This window comes from Porticoccus sp. GXU_MW_L64 (genome assembly GCF_052983295.1).
Map to the genome: position 1 here is coordinate 95,737 of NZ_JBRKJK010000013.1, position 16,444 is coordinate 112,180.

The following is a 16,444-nucleotide window of genomic DNA, read 5'->3' on the forward strand; positions in this document are numbered from 1 at the left end:
AATCGACGCATAAGTCCATAGGAGCGGCGCTTTCAACAAGTCGTCCACAATACATGGCTTAATAACCGTAATGAAATAGAATAAGGGAAAACATAACCTGCTCAGAACAACCTCATATAAAAAGCATGGCCAAAAAGAATAAACCCCTGGACCGAGTCGATTTGCAAATCCTTTCGATACTGCAAAAGAACGGCAAAATCTCCAACGTGGAACTGGCAGAGAAGGTCCACCTGACGCCGCCACCCTGCCTGGAGCGGGTCAAACGCCTGGAGCGCGAAGGCTATATCAAAAACTACGTGTGCCTTTTGGACCCCTACAAATTGCAGGCGGGGCTGCTGGCTTTTATTCAGGTATCACTGCAAAACACCACCACGGAAAATCTGAGCAACTTTAACCGCGCCATCCGCGAAATTGACGAAGTGCAGGAGTGCCACATGATGTCCGGCGGCTTTGACTACCTGCTGAAAATCCGCACCGAGGACATGCAATCCTACCGCCGTTTTCTGGGGGAGCAGCTGGCCAATATCCCCAATGTGCGCGAAACCCATACGTTTGTGTCCATGCAAGAGGTGAAATCACAAACCTCTATTGCGCTTCCCAAAGCCTGATTGACCATAGCTATCACAGCTGTGCTAAGGCACAATCTCGCAACAATAAGAGAAGAATAAAATTCATGTCCATCAGCCAACAACAAAGAGAACTGAGAAACGCATTTGGGTGTTTTGCCACCGGAGTAACGGTGATCACCACTAACGGAGCAGAGGATTCACCGGTGGGCATGACCGCCAACAGCTTTGCCTCTGTGTCGCTGGAGCCGCCACTGGTGCTGTGGAGTATCTGCAAAGAGTCCAACTGCTTCGACAGCTTTATCAATACCGGCCACTTTGCCATTCACGTGCTCACCAGCGCCCAGCAATCGGTATCCAACGCCTTTGCCTCCAAAGACAACGACAAATTTGCATCAACCAGCTGGCACCGCGACAGCAACAACACCCCGCTGCTGGAACAGTACGCCGCCCGCCTGGTGTGCTCCATGGCAAACCAGCACGACGGCGGCGACCACGTTATTCTGGTGGGCAAGGTGGAGTCTTTTGATTACAACAGCGAAACGCCGCTGTTGTTTCACGGCGGCTGTTATAAGGGAATTTCTGAATAATGGTGCGCTACTGACAGGACGTCAGGAGCGCGATTCTCTGTGTTTTTCGTCCGGCGACAACTTCTCACCTAGCAACATACACAGTCCGATACTGGCCATCACTCCCAGCACCGTCCACAGATGGGCATTTTTTACACAGCAAGCCAGTACAACACTGGCAACAAGACCTATCCCTATGGCCAGGACACACTTTGGACACACTTTCACGTCAAAACTCCGGCTCTAAATTATTGTTTATGGTGTTAGTTGGGGTATTTATACGCTTTGGACCGGAGCACGTCCTGTAAGCCAATCACGGCAAAATTGCCGACCCGTTGGCATTTACCTGCCTGCGGGCACCGAGCGGTCGCATTAATGGTGCGAGCTGCCGCCTGTTTTGTCAAAATTTGCCGACGAAATGACCTTGCGCCAATCGTCAACTATACTTTTCAGCCCACCTACTGACTATTCGCAAGGAGCCCGCCATGTCTTTTAAACCCGACAACTGCCCGCAGCTGATGCCCTACCTGGCAGTCAGCGACCCCAATGCCGCCATGGAATACTACGAAAAAACCTTTGGCTTTCAGCGGGACGATGAGCCACTGGTGCAGAATGGCGAGATTGTTCACTGTGAAATGATCTTCGGCGATGTGCGCATCATGATGGGGCTGGAAGGCTGCTGGGGCAACAGCGCCCGCACCCCCAAGAGCACTGGCTCGGACCAGGGTATCGGACTGTTTATCTACTGCGAAGACGTCAACAGCCATCATCAACAGGCTGTCGCCAGCGGTGCAGAAGTCACCATGGAGCCGGAAGACATGTTCTGGGGCGACCGTATGTACAGCGTCAAAGACCCGGACGGGTATCGCTGGAGCTTTGCCACCAAAGTGGGGGAATTTGACCCCAGCAAGCTACCGGGAGATATGCAGTAGGGTTTCGGGTTTCGACCTCGAAACCCGTAACTCGTAACCCAAAACGATTTAATTCTCCCGATTAATCAACCCCGCCAGCAGCGACACCAATAAATCGCAATCCTCCTCCGGGCTTCGCGACACCAGCAACACCATGGATACCAGGGCATTGTCCGGCAGGCGACAGCTGCCATCGTCGCGATGCAACAGGCCGTTGCGCTGCAAAAACCACACAAACAGCAGCGCACCCAGTTGCAGGTTGCCTTCCACAAACGGCTGCCGGTGAATCACCAGCCACAACAGGTAAACGGCTTTCTGTTCAATACTGGAGTAACCCCGGTTGCCGCCATGGGCGACCAGTTCCAGCAACGCCTCCAACTGCCCCGATTTATCAACACCAAAGTCGCCGGGCTCTCCGCCGGCAAACAGTGTGTCGCGCAGGCTTGTGATCATGGTGGTCACCTCAAAGTATTCCAGCGGCCGGGCCGCCAGCATACTGGTATTGCGCAAATTCACTTTACGGGATTCAAATTCGTAGAGTTTTAACAGGCTGCAGCGAAAGTTGCTGAGCAAGGGCATCAAGCCGTCATTGCTGTCAGTCACCTTGACCGCAAAATCCTCAGCACCGGCGCAGAGTTCATCCAACGCCTGCCGCAACTGTTGTGACGCCCATTGGCGGAACTGATCCCCAATGGGCGAATGCACCCGCCAGGCCACCGCCATGCACAGATCCCGGCTGTAGCAATTGAGTTCGCGACTTACCCAACGCTTGCCCTCCTGCTGCTCAATCTGCCGTTTGGTGCAGTGGTCCGCTTCGCGAAACTCACCGGTTTTAAACAGATAGCGGATCAAATCCGCCACAATAGAGGTCCTCACCCCCAACCACTGGGCGATCTGGCGCTGACTCAACCACTGGGAATCTGAGCTGACTTTATACAAATCCAGGCTTTTGGGCGTATCCATCTTTAAAGGTATAGCATCGAATGAGCAGAGCGTCTCACTGAAATGCAAAAAAGCCATTATGATGGCGCAATGAAAATACTGACCCTATTGATCGCGGTGAGCCTGCTGGCGGGTTGCTCGACTTACCGCCCGAGCAACCCCAACAACCTGTGCGAGATATTTCGCGGCGAAACCGATTGGTATGAAGCGGCGGTAGACGCCAACAAACGCTGGGGCACCCCCATCCATGTGATGATGGCCATCATGCAGCAGGAATCCAACTTCGTGCACGATGCCCAGCCCAAGCGCAAATGGTTTTTGTTTATTCCCCTGCCGCGCAAATCCTCTGCCTACGGCTACGCTCAGGCGCAAAACCCCGCCTGGAAAGACTACCGCAAAGCCACCGGACGCTCCGGAGCCGACCGGGACGATTTCGACGATGCCATCGACTTTATCGGTTGGTACACCCACACCACCCAGCGCACCCTGAAGGTGTCCAAGTGGGATGCCTACAACCAATACCTGGCCTACCACGAAGGCCGCGGCGGTTATTCACGCAAAAGCTATCAAGGAAAAAAATGGCTGCTGGGGGTGGCCAATAAAGTGAAAAGCCGCGCTGCCAGCTACAACGCCCAGTTAAAAAGCTGCAAGAAAGAGTTGGATGACGCCATTGATGGCTGGTGGATTTTTTAGGACTGACTCCCGTCATCCTGAGCGGTTCCTGTCATCCTGAGCGCAGCGAAGGATCTCATACTGACACCAAGCTGAAGATCCTTCGCTGCGCTCAGGATGACAGCCTATTTCAAACTGGAGAAAGTTGTCACTCCCCAGGCTTGCCCCCCGCACTGGGAAACGGAAACTGGCTGACATTGGAACCCGGCTTGGCCTCGGTGATTTTACCAGTGCCGCCCTTCTCCACCTCGTCGATGCGCACCACATTGTGCATGGGAATAAAGGTGCGCTTGACCGTAGAGAACTCGGTTTTCAGTTTTTCCTCCGCCGGATCCACAATCATCTGGCTGCGCTCGTTAAACACAAACTCCTCCACCTCAAGAAACCCCCACAGATCACTCTGATACACGTGGCGGCAGTAAATTTCGTACACTTCGTTCTGGTTGAAGAAGGAAACGCGGTAGACGGGAGTCTTTGACATGGCTTTTGGTAAAAACAGGTTGGCAGAAAATGGCCGCGAAGCATACACCCCGCCGACTCTGGTGTCACCCTGGCGATACTGCCAAAATGCGACCTGACCATCAAAAAAGTCATCGGAGAGCTGCAATGAGTCACCATATCGAAATCGAATACTGCACTGGCTGCCGCTGGTTACTGCGTGCCGCCTGGATGACCCAGGAACTGCTCACCACCTTTGAGTCGGAATTGACCAGTGCCACTTTAAAGCCCGGCACCATCGGCGGCATTTTTGAAATCCGTCACAACGGCAATACACTGTGGTCGCGCAAACAACAAGGCCGCTTCCCGGAGATCACCGAACTCAAACAACTGGTGCGGGATCGCATCGCCCCGGAACACGACTTGGGACACTCCGACAAAAGATAGCAAAAAAGGCGCCGCAAACAGCGCCTGCGCGGGGATGACGAGAGCTTTTATGGTATGCTGCGCGGCCTTAAAATTTGCACACTATTTGACCAACATGAGCACCAACAGCACGTCCACCAACAAGCCCGTCAAAAAGCTCCATATCGTCACCCACGGCTGCCAGATGAACGAGTACGACTCCGCCCGCATGCGCGATTTGCTGGGGGAGAGCCACGAGATGGTGACCACCGACGATCCATCCGAGGCGGACGTTTTGCTGCTCAACACCTGCTCCATTCGCGAAAAAGCTCAAGAGAAAGTATTTCACCAACTGGGACGCTGGCGACCGTTCAAGGAGGCCAACCCGGACGTGGTGATCGGCGTGGGCGGCTGTGTGGCCAGCCAGGAAGGGGACGCCATTGCCAAGCGCGCACCCTTTGTAGACCTGGTGTTTGGCCCGCAAACCCTGCACCGCCTGCCGGAGATGATGACCGAAAGCGAACAGTCCGATGGCACTGTGGTGGTGGATATCAGCTTCCCGGAGATTGAGAAGTTCGACAACCTGCCGCAACCGGAAGCGGACGGTGCCACTGCGTTTGTGTCCATTATGGAAGGCTGCTCCAAGTACTGCACCTTCTGCGTGGTGCCTTACACCCGTGGCGAAGAAGTGAGCCGCCCGCTGGCGGATGTGCTGGCGGAAGTGGCTCACCTTGCTGAGCAAGGGGTGCGGGAAATCAACCTGCTGGGGCAAAACGTCAACTCCTACCGCGGCGAAACCCCGGAGGGGGATATCTGCGATCTGGCGGAACTGATCGGCTATGTGGCCGAAGTAGATGGCATTGACCGCATACGCTACACCACCAGTCACCCTGTGGAGTTCAGCGACAGCTTGATCGCCGCCTACGCGGAAGTGCCAGAACTGGTCAGCCACCTGCACCTGCCGGTGCAAAGCGGTTCCGACCGCATACTGATGGCCATGAAACGCGGCCACACAGCACTGGAATACAAATCCAAAATCCGCAAACTGCGCCAGATTCGCCCGGACATCAGCATTTCGTCAGACTTTATTATCGGCTTCCCCGGCGAGAGTGAAAAAGACTTTGCCGACACCATGAAGCTGATTGAAGACATCGGCTTCGACACCAGTTTCAGCTTTATTTACAGCGCCCGCCCCGGCACCCCCGCCAGCGACCTGCCGGACAACACTCCGGGCGATGTGAAAAAGCAACGCCTGAAAATACTGCAAGACCGCATTACCCAAAACGCCCTGCGCATCAGCCGTCACATGGTAGGCAACACCGAACGGGTGCTGGTGACCGGCATTTCCAAAAAAGACCCGGGGCAACTGCAAAGCCGCACCGAAAACAACCGGGTAGTGAACTTCCGCTGCGACGACCACAGTCTGATTGGCCACTTTGCGGATGTGCTGATTGAAGAAGCGCTGCCGAATTCGCTTAGGGGAAGTTTGATCGCACCCGAATAATGTCATCCTGAGCGCAGCGAAGGATCTCGCAATGGCATCAACCAAAGAGATTCTTCGCTGCGCTCAGAATGACAGGACAAAACATTACAACAACGACTCCACATACAGCTTGTGGCGCTTCATATAGGTTTCGGTAATCAGCCGATTCACCTCATCCTCCCCCATCAACTGCTCACTAAACCCTGGCACCACCGGGTCGATGGTCAGCTTTGCTGCCTCAGCAAAGTGAACAATCAGGTCCTTGGGATTTTCACAGCCCAGTGAGATTCGTACCGTTGTGGGATAGATACTACCCTTCTTCTGGTCTTCCTCGCTCAGCTCCGAGTGGGTGGTCAGGCCCGGGCAGCTGACGATGGTATTGGTTTGCCCCAGGCTGATTTGATGAGAATAGGCCGGTTCCAGTGCATCGAAAAAGCGCTGGAAGCAGTTTTTGGGAATGCTGCCCATATCAAAGGTAAACAGCGGCGCGGGCAGACCGTGTTTGAGATGCTTCTCTTTCAACTCGTAGTTTTCGTTGCCGGAAACCCCGTGGCAATTCACCCGAATACCGGGGTGGGCAGCAAAGTAGTTGGCAAGAATCTCCGTATTGATGGCTTTGTTGATTACCCGCAAATTCAGGGTACGCATGCCCTGCAGCACCTCAAACGCGGAATCCGCCGACAGGAACGCGCCCTTGATGTAGTACACGTTCCAGAACATGGTGTTTTCCCAGCCGGGCATGCCCTTGGGAATAAACATATCTTCGTTGCGGGCGATTACGCCACCGGCAATCACCGAGCCGGTACCGGTCAAATCCTTGGTATAACTGTGGATCATAAAATCCGGGCGACAGTCGGTGTCCGGGTGGCGCAGGGGCTGCTGCAACACCGGCGTACCCACCGTGGCATCCAATATAACCCGCAGCCCTTCGGCATGGGCGGCTTTGCAAAGTGCGGGCACATCCAGCACATAGCCGTGGGGGTTACAGGGGGACTCGATATACAGATACGCCTGCTTGCCGTTTTCCAGGCGGTCGGCATACCTGGCTTTGGCCTCGCGCCAACAGGCCACAAAGCCTTCCACGCCAAAACCATCGTACTGTTCCACACCGATATTGAGGTTAGAGGGCTTGGCAAACCAGTCGTGAATCAGTTGGTGAGCACCGCCGTAAATATTGCGGCTGGCAATCAGCACATCTTCGTGGCCCAGTACATGAGACAGAGTGCCATCGATGGCCGCCATGCCGCTGTTGTAATTCCAGGCCATATACTCACCGGCGTGAGGGCCGCACTCCAGGTCTACAATGTGGTTGGCCAGGGCGATGGACGTGGGATTGAGCAGCCGCGAGTAGATTTGCAGCATAAATTCCTTGCCCTCGAAGGCATCGGCAATCCAGTCGGCGCAGGCAAAAGTGTAGGTGGCGGTGCGGGCGATAACCGGAGTGGCGGAGAACAGCGCCGTCACGTTATCCAGAATCGGGTAGGCGCAACGCGCCGCCTGGGTAGCACCGGATTCACCCAGGCCCTGGTAGCTTTTGCGAAAGCTGTTCTGAAAATTATCGAGAATTTTGGCGATTTGGAACGACAAAAACTTCTTGGCATTAAACAGGGCAATGCGATCACCGCGATCCAGCTCCTGCATGCTGCTTTGCGCCAGCTGCCAGACATCGTCCAGACTGCCCTTGCACTGGTACAGACTGCGGGTAATCTGTGTCAAGCCCTGACCCAGCTCGCTGCTTGCATCAATACCAAAATGACCCAGCTGTTCAGTCACCAGCTGATCCAGGCCCTCGGCCTGGCTGCTGTTGCGTACCGGTGACAATTCGCGGGCAGATGCCAGATTAAAGTCATTGTTATTCACAAAATCTCTCCAAAAATTCAAAAATATGCATTGCATACTAATTTCTATAAAAAATAGAATGGCAACTCCGAATTAAATTCTAAAATGACATCCAAAATGGCCATTGACCGAACAGACTTCGAAATTCTGCGCGCTCTGCGGAAGAATGCGCGGATATCCAACAAAGAACTGGCCGACACCGTTGGCCTGGCACCGTCATCCTGCCTGGCGCGGATGCGCCACTTGCGAGCCAGCGGTGTTATTCGCGGTTACCACGCAGAGCTGGATACCCAGGTAACCGGGGCAGAAATACAGGCACTGGTGGCGGTAAAGCTGCACCGCCATTCTCGCGGCGATGTGGAATCTTTTCGCCAACACCTGCTGCAACTGCCTGAAGTGATTAATGTTTTACACACCAGCGGGGCCAGCGATTTCCAGGTGCAGATATGGGTGAGCAGTACCGCCCACCTGCGGGACTTTGTGCTCTCTGCCTTTACCGAGCGCCCGGAAGTGGCCCATATCGAAACCTCACTGATTTACCAGCAGTGGCAAAGTTGGGAGCTGCCAGAGCCGGGCAACTTTTAAAAGCCGTCATTGTCATCGCTGAGTGCAGCGACATTGCTGTACGGGATAACCACCCAAGCCGTCATTGCGAGCGCGGCGCGGCAATCCAGTGTCTTTTAAGTGACTGATATACAAGCAAAGTCGCTGGATCGCCGCGCTTCGCTCGCGATGACGATTTTTTAGGTTTCGCTGCCACCCATTTGGCTGCAGGTCTCGCGTACTGTATTTTTACGGCGATTACTTCGAAATATGCCGGACAGCAGTGTGCCTGCGCGGGAATGACAGGTTAGGAGGTTTTAAGCCCGATTGCCCTGCGGGCACTTATTTTATGTATTCCCCTGCCCCCCCAAAGGCGATATGCTAGACACATCATTCCGGCCCAAAGGCATACACACACCAGCTTGAACACGACCAGCTTGAACACAAAAAGCGCCACCCACACCGTCACTCTGGAACCCAATGACGCCAGACATCTGGCCTCCCTCTGCGGGCAATTCGACGCACACCTTCGCCAAATCGAGCAGCGCTTGAATATTGAAATTCGCAGCCGTGGCAATGTATTTGCGTTACAGGGTGCGCCGCAAAGCACCGCTGCCGCCAGCAACTTGCTGCGCAATCTGTACCGGGAAGCCGCCAGTGGCCAGCAGCTGACCCCGGAAGCCGTTCACCTGTCGCTGCAGCAGGCGCTGCAAACCATAGAGCCTTCAAAAACGACACCCATGACTGCAAATACTCCCTCCCAGGACGGCGACGACAACCTTGACGCGTTCACCCTGATCCGCACCAAAAAAGCCAATATCAAACCCCGTGGTGGCAACCAGCAACGCTATGTGCGCGCCATTCACAACCACGACATCAACTTTGGCATTGGCCCGGCGGGTACCGGCAAAACCTACCTGGCGGTGGCCTGCGCGGTGGAAGCCCTTTTACGGGACGAAGTAGAACGCATTCTACTGGTGCGCCCGGCGGTGGAAGCGGGGGAAAAGCTCGGCTTTCTGCCCGGCGACCTGTCACAAAAGGTCGACCCGTACCTGCGCCCCCTGTACGACGCCCTGTACGAAATGCTCGGCTTCGACACCGTGGAAAAACTCATCGACCGCAACGTCATCGAAATTGCGCCGCTGGCCTATATGCGTGGCCGCACCCTCAACGGCTCGTTTATCATTCTCGACGAAAGCCAGAACACCACTCGCGAGCAAATGAAAATGTTCCTCACCCGCATCGGTTTTGGCTCCACCGCAGTCATTACCGGCGACACCAGCCAGATTGACCTGCCCCGGGGCACCAAATCCGGCCTGGTGCACGTGACCGATGTACTAAAAGAGGTAGACGCCATCAGCTTTACCCATTTCAAACCCAAAGACGTGGTGCGTCACCCACTGGTAGCCCGTATCGTGGAAGCCTATGAAGCGCACGAGAAGGATGAACCAAAGTGACCAATCTCGTCCGGTTTGGCAGCGGCCTGATGGAGATTGCCGCGACGCCTGCGGCTCCTCGCAGTGACGACCTATAAGCCATGAACCTGCACATCGACACAGAAAACGCCTCCGGCAGCGACCAGGTACCCGACGACGATCAGGTGCACCGATGGGTCGCTGCCGCACTGCGGGCACTACCCCCGGAGCAGCAGCGCCAACAGGCAGAACTTTCGGTGCGCTTTGTCAACGAGCGGGAAAGCCAGCACCTCAACCATCGCTATCGCCACAAGAACAACCCCACCAATGTGCTGTCGTTCCCATCGGAGCTGCCGCCGGAACTGAACATCCCCCTGCTGGGCGACCTGGCCATCTGCACCCAGGTAGTCGCCCAGGAAGCCAAACAACAGCAAAAAGCCGCAAACGCACACTGGGCCCATATGCTGGTTCATGGCACCCTGCATCTGCTGGGTTACGACCACATTGACGACGGCGATGCCAACCAAATGGAAACACTGGAGACCCGCATAATCACCGGCCTGGGCTTTCCACCCCCCTACAACGATTACCCCAATGATGGAGCACCACAAAACTCATGAGCGACGACATTGACAGTAGTCACCAGGACAACAAGTCCTGGCTCGACAAACTGACCAACGCCTTCTCCTCCGACCCGGAAACCCGCGAAGAACTGCTGGAAGTGCTGCGCGAAGCCCACAACAACAAAATCATCGACAGCGAGGCCCTGGAAATCATCGAAGGTGCGCTGGAAGTGTCGGAACAACAAGTGCGCGACATCATGATTCCCCGTTCCCAGGTGGTCGCCATCGAATACGACCAGACCCCGGAGCAGTTTCTGCCGGTGGTGATTGAAAGTGGCCACTCCCGCTTCCCGGTGGTGGGGGAATCCCACGACGATATTCGCGGCGTCTTGCTGGCCAAAGAGCTGCTGCCGCTGCTGCTGAAAGACAGCGGCGAGTTCCACATGGACGACCTGGTGCGCCCGGCCACCATCATCCCGGAAAGCAAGCGCCTCAATGTACTGCTCAAGGAATTTCGCGAACAGCGCTACCACATGGCCATGGTGGTGGACGAATACGGCACCGTGTCTGGCCTGGTCACCATTGAAGACGTACTGGAAGAAATCGTCGGCGAAATCGAAGACGAAACCGACGAAGAAGAAGTGGCGCAAATTCGCCCGCAGGCGGACGGCAGCTTTCTGGTGGAGGCCCTCACCCCCATCGAGGAATTTAACGAACACTTTGAAGCCAACCTGGACGAAGAAGAATACGACACCATCGGCGGCATTGTGATGCAGGCCTTTGGCCGCCTGCCCAGCGAAGGGGAACAGGTGCAGGTGGATGGTTTCTCGTTCTCCGTGGTCAAAGGCGACAACCGCCGCATACACCTGTTGCAGCTAGCCGCTATCTGACCAACACAGCGTCATTGCGAGCCGCGTCGCTTCGCTCCTCGCAATAACAGCAGTCATAAAATGATGAAACCAACCACCCTACACTGCATCGCCCTGCCTGTTGCCGGCGCCCTGTTGCCCCTCTCACTGGCCCCCTTTTTCTGGTGGCCGCTGGGTATTGTCAGCGTGGCAGTATTGGCGTATCTGCTGCCGGGGAAAACCGCTAAAGCGAGCTACTGGCACACAGTGCTCTACTGCCTGGGCGTATTTGCGGTGGGCGCCAGCTGGGTGTTTAACAGCATCAACGTGTACAGCGAGACGCCCTTTGCAGCGGCACTGCTGATTACCACCCTGTTTATTGCCGTGCTCGCACTGTTGTTTTCCCTGCCTTTTATGCTGTGCTCACGACTGGATAACGGCTGGACATGGCTGCTCGGTTTTCCCGCCCTTTGGGTAACTGCAGAATGGTTTATCGGATGGGTTTTTACCGGCTTTCCCTGGGTTTACCTGGGCTACGGCCATATCCACAGTTGGCTGGCGGGCTGGGCGCCACTGGGAGGGGTGTGGGCAATCAGCTGGATAGTGGCACTTTGCGGGGCCACCTTCGCGTACCTGATAAAACAACGCAACCGCACGGTCTTTATCGCTGCCATCATCTGCCTGACGCTGTGGCTGTCGGGACTGGGGTTCAAAAATGTGCAATGGACAAACCCCGGCCAACCGCTGAGCATCGGCGTACTGCAGCCCAATATCCCCCAAAACGACCGCTGGCAAATCAACTACCGCGACCGCATTATCAGCAATAACCTGAGCCTGGCTGAACCCCTGTGGGACAACCAACTGGTGATCTGGCCAGAGGCCGCCATTCCCGAACTGCAACATCGCGTGATGCCACTGATACGCCAGCTCGACCAACTGGCCCGGCAAACAGACACCGCGTTTATCACCGGCATTCCGGTATACAACTTTGCCGACGACGAGTTCTACAACAACGTTATTGCCCTGGGCAAAGCCAGCGGCGAATACCGCAAGCAACACCTGGTGCCCTTCGGAGAATACGTGCCGCTGGGGGATGTGATCCGAAAAATGGGCGGCTTTTTCGACCTGCCCATGTCCGGCTTTACACCGGGCAGTGACCACCAGCCATTAATCACCAGCGGTGATCATAAAATTGCCACCGCCATCTGCTACGAAATTGCCTACCAAAACCTGGTGCGCAAACTCGCCCCCGGTGCCAACCTGATACTCACCGTCAGCAACGACACCTGGTTCGGCGACACCCTGGCCCCCCACCAGCACCTGAGCATGGCGCAAATGCGCGCCCTGGAAAACGGCAAACCGGTAGTGCGCGCCACCAACGACGGCATTACCGCGCTGATTGACGTGCACGGAAAAATCACCGAAAAACTGCCGCAGTTTCAGGAAGGGATATTAGAGAGTAGCGTAACACCACACACCGGCGTTACGCCCTATGGTCAGACTGGCCACTGGCCGATGCTGTTACTTTTGGGCCTGTGTTTGGGGAGTTGTTTTTGGGAAAGCCGAAGAAAACATGCCTTGCGACCCTGAATCGCCGAATGCATGGTTTCCTGAATTTGACCTGTGGATTGGCAAGGCGCTGGCGCAGGCGGTACATCAGGCAGTCGTGATTGACTCGGTCGAAGAACGCTTCGAGGTCGAGGTCTAAGCAGCGGCGCATTTACGCGTCCGACTGCCTTTGTTTGTTAGCTGTGAGATCTTTCAGAGAACCTGAAACATATTTGTGAATAATGCTTGATACGAATGTTTGGTAAGGAATACCTTCCTCCGACGCTCGTGATTGAATAGCTGTCAAATCTCGATTGGAAATTCGAATGTTAAAGCTGTCAGCTTGATTGCCTCGTTAGATGCTTTATTGTAATCTATGCGCATATGAATGCGCACGAGGCTGCACATGCAAACACTATACGATTTAAGGGCTCCAAAAAAGCCTACAAACCTTAGTATAAACAGTGACTTACTAGCAAAAGCCCGATCGCTTGATATTAACCTTTCAGCCACATTAGAGCAGGCATTGAGAGCCAAACTAGCTGAAAAAGAAGCCGAATCTTGGAAACAAAAAAATGCTAATGCCATTCAGGCCTATAACGAGTTTGTTGAAGAAAACGGGCTGTTTAGTGACGAATTCAGGGCGTTTTAATGAGTCAATTTGACGTTTACAAAAACCCTGGCAAAGCCAGTAAAGAACACCTCCCTTACCTGCTTGATATACAAAATAATTTTCTTGAAGATCTATCAACAAGGATAGTCGTGCCACTTGGCTTAAAGTCTTCATTCAGAAATGAAGATATGGATAGACTTACACCAACTGTAAACTATCTCGACGAAGAACTGTTGCTTCTTACTCCGCAACTTTCTTCCGTTCCAGCTTCTATTTTGAAGGATCAAATTGGATCACTAGCACACATCAGACTGGAAATTATCAACGCACTAGATTTCGCCATTGCGGGCATCTAACGCTGCTATCAGCGGTTTCAAACTTGGGCCGTAGCGCAGCGGAGGACCGAGTTTGAAATCCGCTGCATAGCCTGGTTAGGTGATTTTATCTTTATAACCCTTTGCCCAAAATAACATTGTTTTAAAGCTTTGTTTTAGCTCTTCATCTTCAACGTCTGGTAATAGCTCTACTAAAAACTCCTGCACTACTTCTTTTCCAAACTCTTTGCATAAATACCAAGGCATCTCTTCAATACTCAAATCCCAATACTTAGGGGTGGCATAAATAGCTCCTTCTAATTCCAGTGGACATTTTGGTGAAATTTTTAATAGGATCGTACCCGCAAGTTGTTGCCTCGCAAAAGCATTTTCCTGAAGAGATGGCTCGTAAAAGAAAGAGAATAGACCGAAGAACAATTCTCTTTCAGTGGCTTTCTCGCACCCGAACAAGAGCTGCTTTAATTGCTGCGGATTTGAAGGCCCGTAGCGATCAGCAGAAATACGGATTTTCTCTGTAATTGCCTTGCGATCCAACATTTTCCTCACCTAACGCCGCAAACATGGGCGACGCGGAGCGACGTCCATGTGCTTTGCCTGGTTATGGATGTGTATGTTAATAGTCAATGATTTCATCATAGAAATATGCAATGGGAGTTTCCTTTATTAGCACCATGTAACCGCTTCTATATTGGTGAACATTGATTTGCTCAAAGTGCCTTATAATGCTTCCCTCTATTTGATAAGAGGTCAGACATTCAACCTCCATCCTCAATCCCAAGGGCTTATCAAGCAATTCTATTAATCTTCGTGAGTAATATTCTTCAGGCCCCTGATATTTTTTTGTAAGATTCGCAACCCTCAAAGCATCTTTGGCACTATCGACGATCATTTTTTGTGCAATATCTTTGATTTTTACTGACTTCTGCAAGTTATATTTCTTCAAGTCCTCTAACCTGGCAGAACTAAAAGCTTCGAAATGAACGCAAGAAATAGGCTCTTTCTCCTCAGCAAAAATATGAGCTGAAAATATCAGAAGAATTAACATCAAAACTCTATTCATAGCTAATCCATAACGCCGTGCTCAGCAGCATTTTTGTAGAAGCTGTTTTGTGGTATTAACCACAAAACCAAGCGACGAAAAAAATGTCTGCTGGAGCACTTGGTTATGTAATTTTTGATATTGGCCAATTGTGATCATAAAATTTTAAACCTGGAAAACCACCATAACCTAAAACACTTTTTATATATTCCAAAAATCTTGGTGAATCTTCCATCCCTAATATTTTCGGGTTTGCTTCACAGGGTAAAACGACATGGTAAGGCGGCCCTCCGCTAACATTTTCTTTATGATAATAGTCGGGTGACAACTCTAATGCAAAACCGCCGTAATTATCTTGATACCACTCCGCTTCCTCAGGATCTTCAACATATTTTTTTGCAGATTCTAATATTCTATCCAAGCTAGACATAAAAAAGGGATCGGGATATATATCTTGATCCCAATCACTATGCTTACCAGTAAAATCGGCACTACCTACTTCCAGATAAAACTGTTTTATAGTCTCAGGTATCAGACCTATCATTGACTCTAGCTCGTCAACCAGAACTGATTGGGTCGGACCGGGCAAAACTTCATCGGGATGACAAAATTCGTAACCTAAATCTTCCAGATTAAATTTAAATTTTTCTAATTCTTGCTTTATTAGTTTAAAATCCATGAGTCATTCTTACATAACGCCGTGGTTTGGGGCGGCGCACGCAGTGCGACGTCCCAGCCGCAGGCGACAACACCACCTTGTTAAAGAGCAAGCTTCTCACTTGCATGAACATGATACGGCCTACCCTTGACGTCAACTGACTCTGGAACAGGGTAAGAATTTGCACAACAATCAATTTCCACATATGCCAAATTCCCGGCCTCATTAGCCATCAGTACTATTTCTAAGGTTTTACCACTTTCAGATAGATGAAAGTTAGCCTCAAAGACTGCCCCGTAACTATCTGTGTAAGCAATTGGCTCAATGTTAGTTTTGGAGTCAACACTTACAGCAAAGCTATTGCACCCACAATTGCAGAAGTCATAGAACTCAGCAGATTCAAACTGTTTTCTAAGGCGATCTATAGCCGGATATTCACACCGCTCAAGTATGAAATTTTTCCAAAATTTAGCTTTTTCTGGCGTGTTCATTTTTTCTCTTTAACGACCAAGGCAGCCGACGCGGCAGCGGTCGGCCTGCCCTTGCTTGTTAAGGCCGGTGCTCACTACGCAACCCCGATAATTCTATAAAGTACTCTGCTACGTGCTCATTTCTGCTGTTTGGTAAAGCCTTACTCAGCATAGCCTGAGCGGGAGCCCTATACCTTTTACCGTTCTTAACTATGTACTCCTGGATGCCATCATCAATGCCACTGGGCCCCTCAAAGCTGAGTGTGTACATCATTTTCATACAGAACTTTGAGATGGGGTGTGCTATGAATCCTGGGGTGATATCAGATACCAGTCCTAGCAGAACACAACATAGCATCAAAAAAATGCTCTTTACCATAACGATGATTGCGCCTTAACGAGCCCGTAGAAAAACAGCTTTCAGATTTCGTTTATTCACAGGCCGATACTCTCTGTTTCAACTGCTCACCATTTAACCAAATCCATTCAACATAATCACATTTTATGCGAATGAAGCAGATATTTTTGTGGATAACACTGTGTACTACTTTATATCGCCGTAATTGGCGATTTTCTCAATGTTATGC

General features: G+C 52.3%; 21 protein-coding genes. 14 read left to right on the forward strand and 7 right to left on the reverse strand.

The features are described 5' to 3' along the window. The first annotated feature begins 125 nt into the window (after positions 1–125). The 3 genes from ACVBEJ_RS11840 to ACVBEJ_RS11850 all read left to right on the forward strand — a co-directional run bounded on the left by ACVBEJ_RS11840 (position 126) and on the right by ACVBEJ_RS11850 (position 2,067). The gene (locus ACVBEJ_RS11840; RefSeq protein WP_447129841.1) at positions 126–608 is read left to right on the forward strand and encodes an Lrp/AsnC ligand binding domain-containing protein; all 483 of its coding nucleotides are present in this window, start codon (positions 126–128) and stop codon (positions 606–608) included. Positions 609–673: 65 nt separating this feature from the next. Next, a complete protein-coding gene (locus ACVBEJ_RS11845; protein ID WP_447129842.1) occupies positions 674–1,156 on the forward strand; it encodes a flavin reductase family protein in 483 nt (160 codons plus the stop codon). Positions 1,157–1,620: 464 nt separating this feature from the next. Beyond that, positions 1,621–2,067, forward strand: coding sequence for a VOC family protein (locus ACVBEJ_RS11850; protein WP_447129843.1), 447 nt, complete (start codon positions 1,621–1,623; stop codon positions 2,065–2,067). A gap of 48 nt (positions 2,068–2,115) precedes the next feature. On the opposite strand, the gene rhuM is transcribed toward ACVBEJ_RS11850, so the two are convergent. Continuing rightward, positions 2,116–3,009 carry a RhuM family protein gene (gene rhuM, locus ACVBEJ_RS11855; protein WP_447129844.1) on the reverse strand — a complete coding sequence of 298 codons (894 nt, stop codon included), beginning with the start codon at positions 3,007–3,009 and terminating at the stop codon, positions 2,116–2,118. Between the two features lie 69 nt (positions 3,010–3,078). Between rhuM and ACVBEJ_RS11860 the strand changes: the two genes are divergently transcribed. Beyond that, entirely contained in the window at positions 3,079–3,681 is a 603-nt protein-coding gene (locus tag ACVBEJ_RS11860; RefSeq protein ID WP_447129845.1) for a transglycosylase SLT domain-containing protein, read from the forward strand. A 127-nt stretch (positions 3,682–3,808) separates the two neighbouring features. Here the strand turns inward: ACVBEJ_RS11860 and ACVBEJ_RS11865 are convergent, their stop codons facing one another. Beyond that, a complete protein-coding gene (locus ACVBEJ_RS11865) occupies positions 3,809–4,141 on the reverse strand; it encodes a DUF1820 family protein (RefSeq protein ID WP_447129861.1) in 333 nt (110 codons plus the stop codon). 125 nt (positions 4,142–4,266) lie between these two features. Between ACVBEJ_RS11865 and ACVBEJ_RS11870 the strand changes: the two genes are divergently transcribed. Together ACVBEJ_RS11870 and miaB are read left to right on the forward strand one after the other, a co-directional pair. Then, positions 4,267–4,545, forward strand: coding sequence for a SelT/SelW/SelH family protein (locus ACVBEJ_RS11870; protein ID WP_447129846.1), 279 nt, complete (start codon positions 4,267–4,269; stop codon positions 4,543–4,545). Between the two features lie 94 nt (positions 4,546–4,639). Further along, complete coding sequence (gene miaB / locus ACVBEJ_RS11875) at positions 4,640–6,007, forward strand: tRNA (N6-isopentenyl adenosine(37)-C2)-methylthiotransferase MiaB (protein WP_447129847.1); 1,368 nt, start codon at positions 4,640–4,642, stop codon at positions 6,005–6,007. Positions 6,008–6,091: 84 nt separating this feature from the next. On the opposite strand, the gene ACVBEJ_RS11880 is transcribed toward miaB, so the two are convergent. Next, the gene (locus tag ACVBEJ_RS11880; protein ID WP_447129848.1) at positions 6,092–7,846 is read right to left on the reverse strand and encodes a trans-sulfuration enzyme family protein; all 1,755 of its coding nucleotides are present in this window, start codon (positions 7,844–7,846) and stop codon (positions 6,092–6,094) included. Positions 7,847–7,942: 96 nt separating this feature from the next. Here ACVBEJ_RS11880 and ACVBEJ_RS11885 point away from each other — a divergent pair, with 96 nt between their 5' ends. The 8 genes from ACVBEJ_RS11885 to ACVBEJ_RS11920 all read left to right on the forward strand — a co-directional run bounded on the left by ACVBEJ_RS11885 (position 7,943) and on the right by ACVBEJ_RS11920 (position 13,711). Continuing rightward, on the forward strand, positions 7,943–8,410 hold the full coding sequence (locus ACVBEJ_RS11885) for an Lrp/AsnC family transcriptional regulator (protein ID WP_447129849.1): 468 nt from the start codon (positions 7,943–7,945) through the stop codon (positions 8,408–8,410). Between the two features lie 395 nt (positions 8,411–8,805). Next, positions 8,806–9,825, forward strand: coding sequence for a PhoH family protein (locus ACVBEJ_RS11890; RefSeq protein ID WP_447129850.1), 1,020 nt, complete (start codon positions 8,806–8,808; stop codon positions 9,823–9,825). An 80-nt stretch (positions 9,826–9,905) separates the two neighbouring features. Beyond that, positions 9,906–10,403, forward strand: a complete 498-nt coding sequence (gene ybeY, locus ACVBEJ_RS11895) for an rRNA maturation RNase YbeY (RefSeq protein WP_447129851.1) — start codon at positions 9,906–9,908, stop codon at positions 10,401–10,403. Further along, complete coding sequence (locus tag ACVBEJ_RS11900) at positions 10,400–11,236, forward strand: HlyC/CorC family transporter (RefSeq protein ID WP_447129852.1); 837 nt, start codon at positions 10,400–10,402, stop codon at positions 11,234–11,236. The genes ybeY and ACVBEJ_RS11900 overlap by 4 nt, the downstream gene beginning before the upstream one ends. Before the next feature lie 60 nt (positions 11,237–11,296). Then, positions 11,297–12,784, forward strand: coding sequence for an apolipoprotein N-acyltransferase (gene lnt, locus ACVBEJ_RS11905; protein WP_447129853.1), 1,488 nt, complete (start codon positions 11,297–11,299; stop codon positions 12,782–12,784). Next, entirely contained in the window at positions 12,768–12,902 is a 135-nt protein-coding gene (locus ACVBEJ_RS11910) for a hypothetical protein (RefSeq protein ID WP_447129854.1), read from the forward strand. Before lnt ends, ACVBEJ_RS11910 begins: the two co-directional genes overlap by 17 nt. Positions 12,903–13,148: 246 nt before the next feature. Beyond that, positions 13,149–13,394 carry a type II toxin-antitoxin system CcdA family antitoxin gene (locus ACVBEJ_RS11915; RefSeq protein ID WP_447129855.1) on the forward strand — a complete coding sequence of 82 codons (246 nt, stop codon included), beginning with the start codon at positions 13,149–13,151 and terminating at the stop codon, positions 13,392–13,394. Next, on the forward strand, positions 13,394–13,711 hold the full coding sequence (locus ACVBEJ_RS11920) for a CcdB family protein (protein WP_447129856.1): 318 nt from the start codon (positions 13,394–13,396) through the stop codon (positions 13,709–13,711). The genes ACVBEJ_RS11915 and ACVBEJ_RS11920 overlap by 1 nt, the downstream gene beginning before the upstream one ends. A gap of 75 nt (positions 13,712–13,786) precedes the next feature. Here ACVBEJ_RS11920 and ACVBEJ_RS11925 read toward each other — a convergent pair whose 3' ends face one another. The 4 genes from ACVBEJ_RS11925 to ACVBEJ_RS11940 form a co-directional block, all read right to left on the reverse strand. Further along, complete coding sequence (locus ACVBEJ_RS11925; protein WP_447129857.1) at positions 13,787–14,227, reverse strand: hypothetical protein; 441 nt, start codon at positions 14,225–14,227, stop codon at positions 13,787–13,789. A gap of 76 nt (positions 14,228–14,303) precedes the next feature. Then, positions 14,304–14,750, reverse strand: coding sequence for a hypothetical protein (locus ACVBEJ_RS11930; RefSeq protein WP_447129858.1), 447 nt, complete (start codon positions 14,748–14,750; stop codon positions 14,304–14,306). A gap of 103 nt (positions 14,751–14,853) precedes the next feature. Next, positions 14,854–15,408 carry a hypothetical protein gene (locus ACVBEJ_RS11935; protein WP_447129859.1) on the reverse strand — a complete coding sequence of 185 codons (555 nt, stop codon included), beginning with the start codon at positions 15,406–15,408 and terminating at the stop codon, positions 14,854–14,856. Positions 15,409–15,488: 80 nt separating this feature from the next. After that, positions 15,489–15,878 (reverse strand): hypothetical protein, encoded by a 390-nt coding sequence (locus tag ACVBEJ_RS11940; RefSeq protein ID WP_447129860.1) that lies wholly within the window; start codon positions 15,876–15,878, stop codon positions 15,489–15,491. Positions 15,879–16,444 lie beyond the last annotated feature (566 nt).

What these genes read in the sequence shown, in the direction of transcription:
- ACVBEJ_RS11840 (WP_447129841.1), top strand. Translation starts at nt 126, where the DNA reads ATGGCCAAAAAGAATAAACCCCTGGACCGAGTCGATTTGCAAATCCTT.
- ACVBEJ_RS11845 (WP_447129842.1), top strand. Translation starts at nt 674, where the DNA reads ATGTCCATCAGCCAACAACAAAGAGAACTGAGAAACGCATTTGGGTGT.
- ACVBEJ_RS11850 (WP_447129843.1), top strand. Translation starts at nt 1,621, where the DNA reads ATGTCTTTTAAACCCGACAACTGCCCGCAGCTGATGCCCTACCTGGCA.
- rhuM (WP_447129844.1), bottom strand. Translation starts at nt 3,009, where the DNA reads ATGGATACGCCCAAAAGCCTGGATTTGTATAAAGTCAGCTCAGATTCC.
- ACVBEJ_RS11860 (WP_447129845.1), top strand. Translation starts at nt 3,079, where the DNA reads ATGAAAATACTGACCCTATTGATCGCGGTGAGCCTGCTGGCGGGTTGC.
- ACVBEJ_RS11865 (WP_447129861.1), bottom strand. Translation starts at nt 4,141, where the DNA reads ATGTCAAAGACTCCCGTCTACCGCGTTTCCTTCTTCAACCAGAACGAA.
- ACVBEJ_RS11870 (WP_447129846.1), top strand. Translation starts at nt 4,267, where the DNA reads ATGAGTCACCATATCGAAATCGAATACTGCACTGGCTGCCGCTGGTTA.
- miaB (WP_447129847.1), top strand. Translation starts at nt 4,640, where the DNA reads ATGAGCACCAACAGCACGTCCACCAACAAGCCCGTCAAAAAGCTCCAT.
- ACVBEJ_RS11885 (WP_447129849.1), top strand. Translation starts at nt 7,943, where the DNA reads ATGGCCATTGACCGAACAGACTTCGAAATTCTGCGCGCTCTGCGGAAG.
- ybeY (WP_447129851.1), top strand. Translation starts at nt 9,906, where the DNA reads ATGAACCTGCACATCGACACAGAAAACGCCTCCGGCAGCGACCAGGTA.
- ACVBEJ_RS11900 (WP_447129852.1), top strand. Translation starts at nt 10,400, where the DNA reads ATGAGCGACGACATTGACAGTAGTCACCAGGACAACAAGTCCTGGCTC.
- lnt (WP_447129853.1), top strand. Translation starts at nt 11,297, where the DNA reads ATGATGAAACCAACCACCCTACACTGCATCGCCCTGCCTGTTGCCGGC.
- ACVBEJ_RS11910 (WP_447129854.1), top strand. Translation starts at nt 12,768, where the DNA reads ATGCCTTGCGACCCTGAATCGCCGAATGCATGGTTTCCTGAATTTGAC.
- ACVBEJ_RS11915 (WP_447129855.1), top strand. Translation starts at nt 13,149, where the DNA reads ATGCAAACACTATACGATTTAAGGGCTCCAAAAAAGCCTACAAACCTT.
- ACVBEJ_RS11920 (WP_447129856.1), top strand. Translation starts at nt 13,394, where the DNA reads ATGAGTCAATTTGACGTTTACAAAAACCCTGGCAAAGCCAGTAAAGAA.
- ACVBEJ_RS11925 (WP_447129857.1), bottom strand. Translation starts at nt 14,227, where the DNA reads ATGTTGGATCGCAAGGCAATTACAGAGAAAATCCGTATTTCTGCTGAT.
- ACVBEJ_RS11930 (WP_447129858.1), bottom strand. Translation starts at nt 14,750, where the DNA reads ATGAATAGAGTTTTGATGTTAATTCTTCTGATATTTTCAGCTCATATT.
- ACVBEJ_RS11935 (WP_447129859.1), bottom strand. Translation starts at nt 15,408, where the DNA reads ATGGATTTTAAACTAATAAAGCAAGAATTAGAAAAATTTAAATTTAAT.
- ACVBEJ_RS11940 (WP_447129860.1), bottom strand. Translation starts at nt 15,878, where the DNA reads ATGAACACGCCAGAAAAAGCTAAATTTTGGAAAAATTTCATACTTGAG.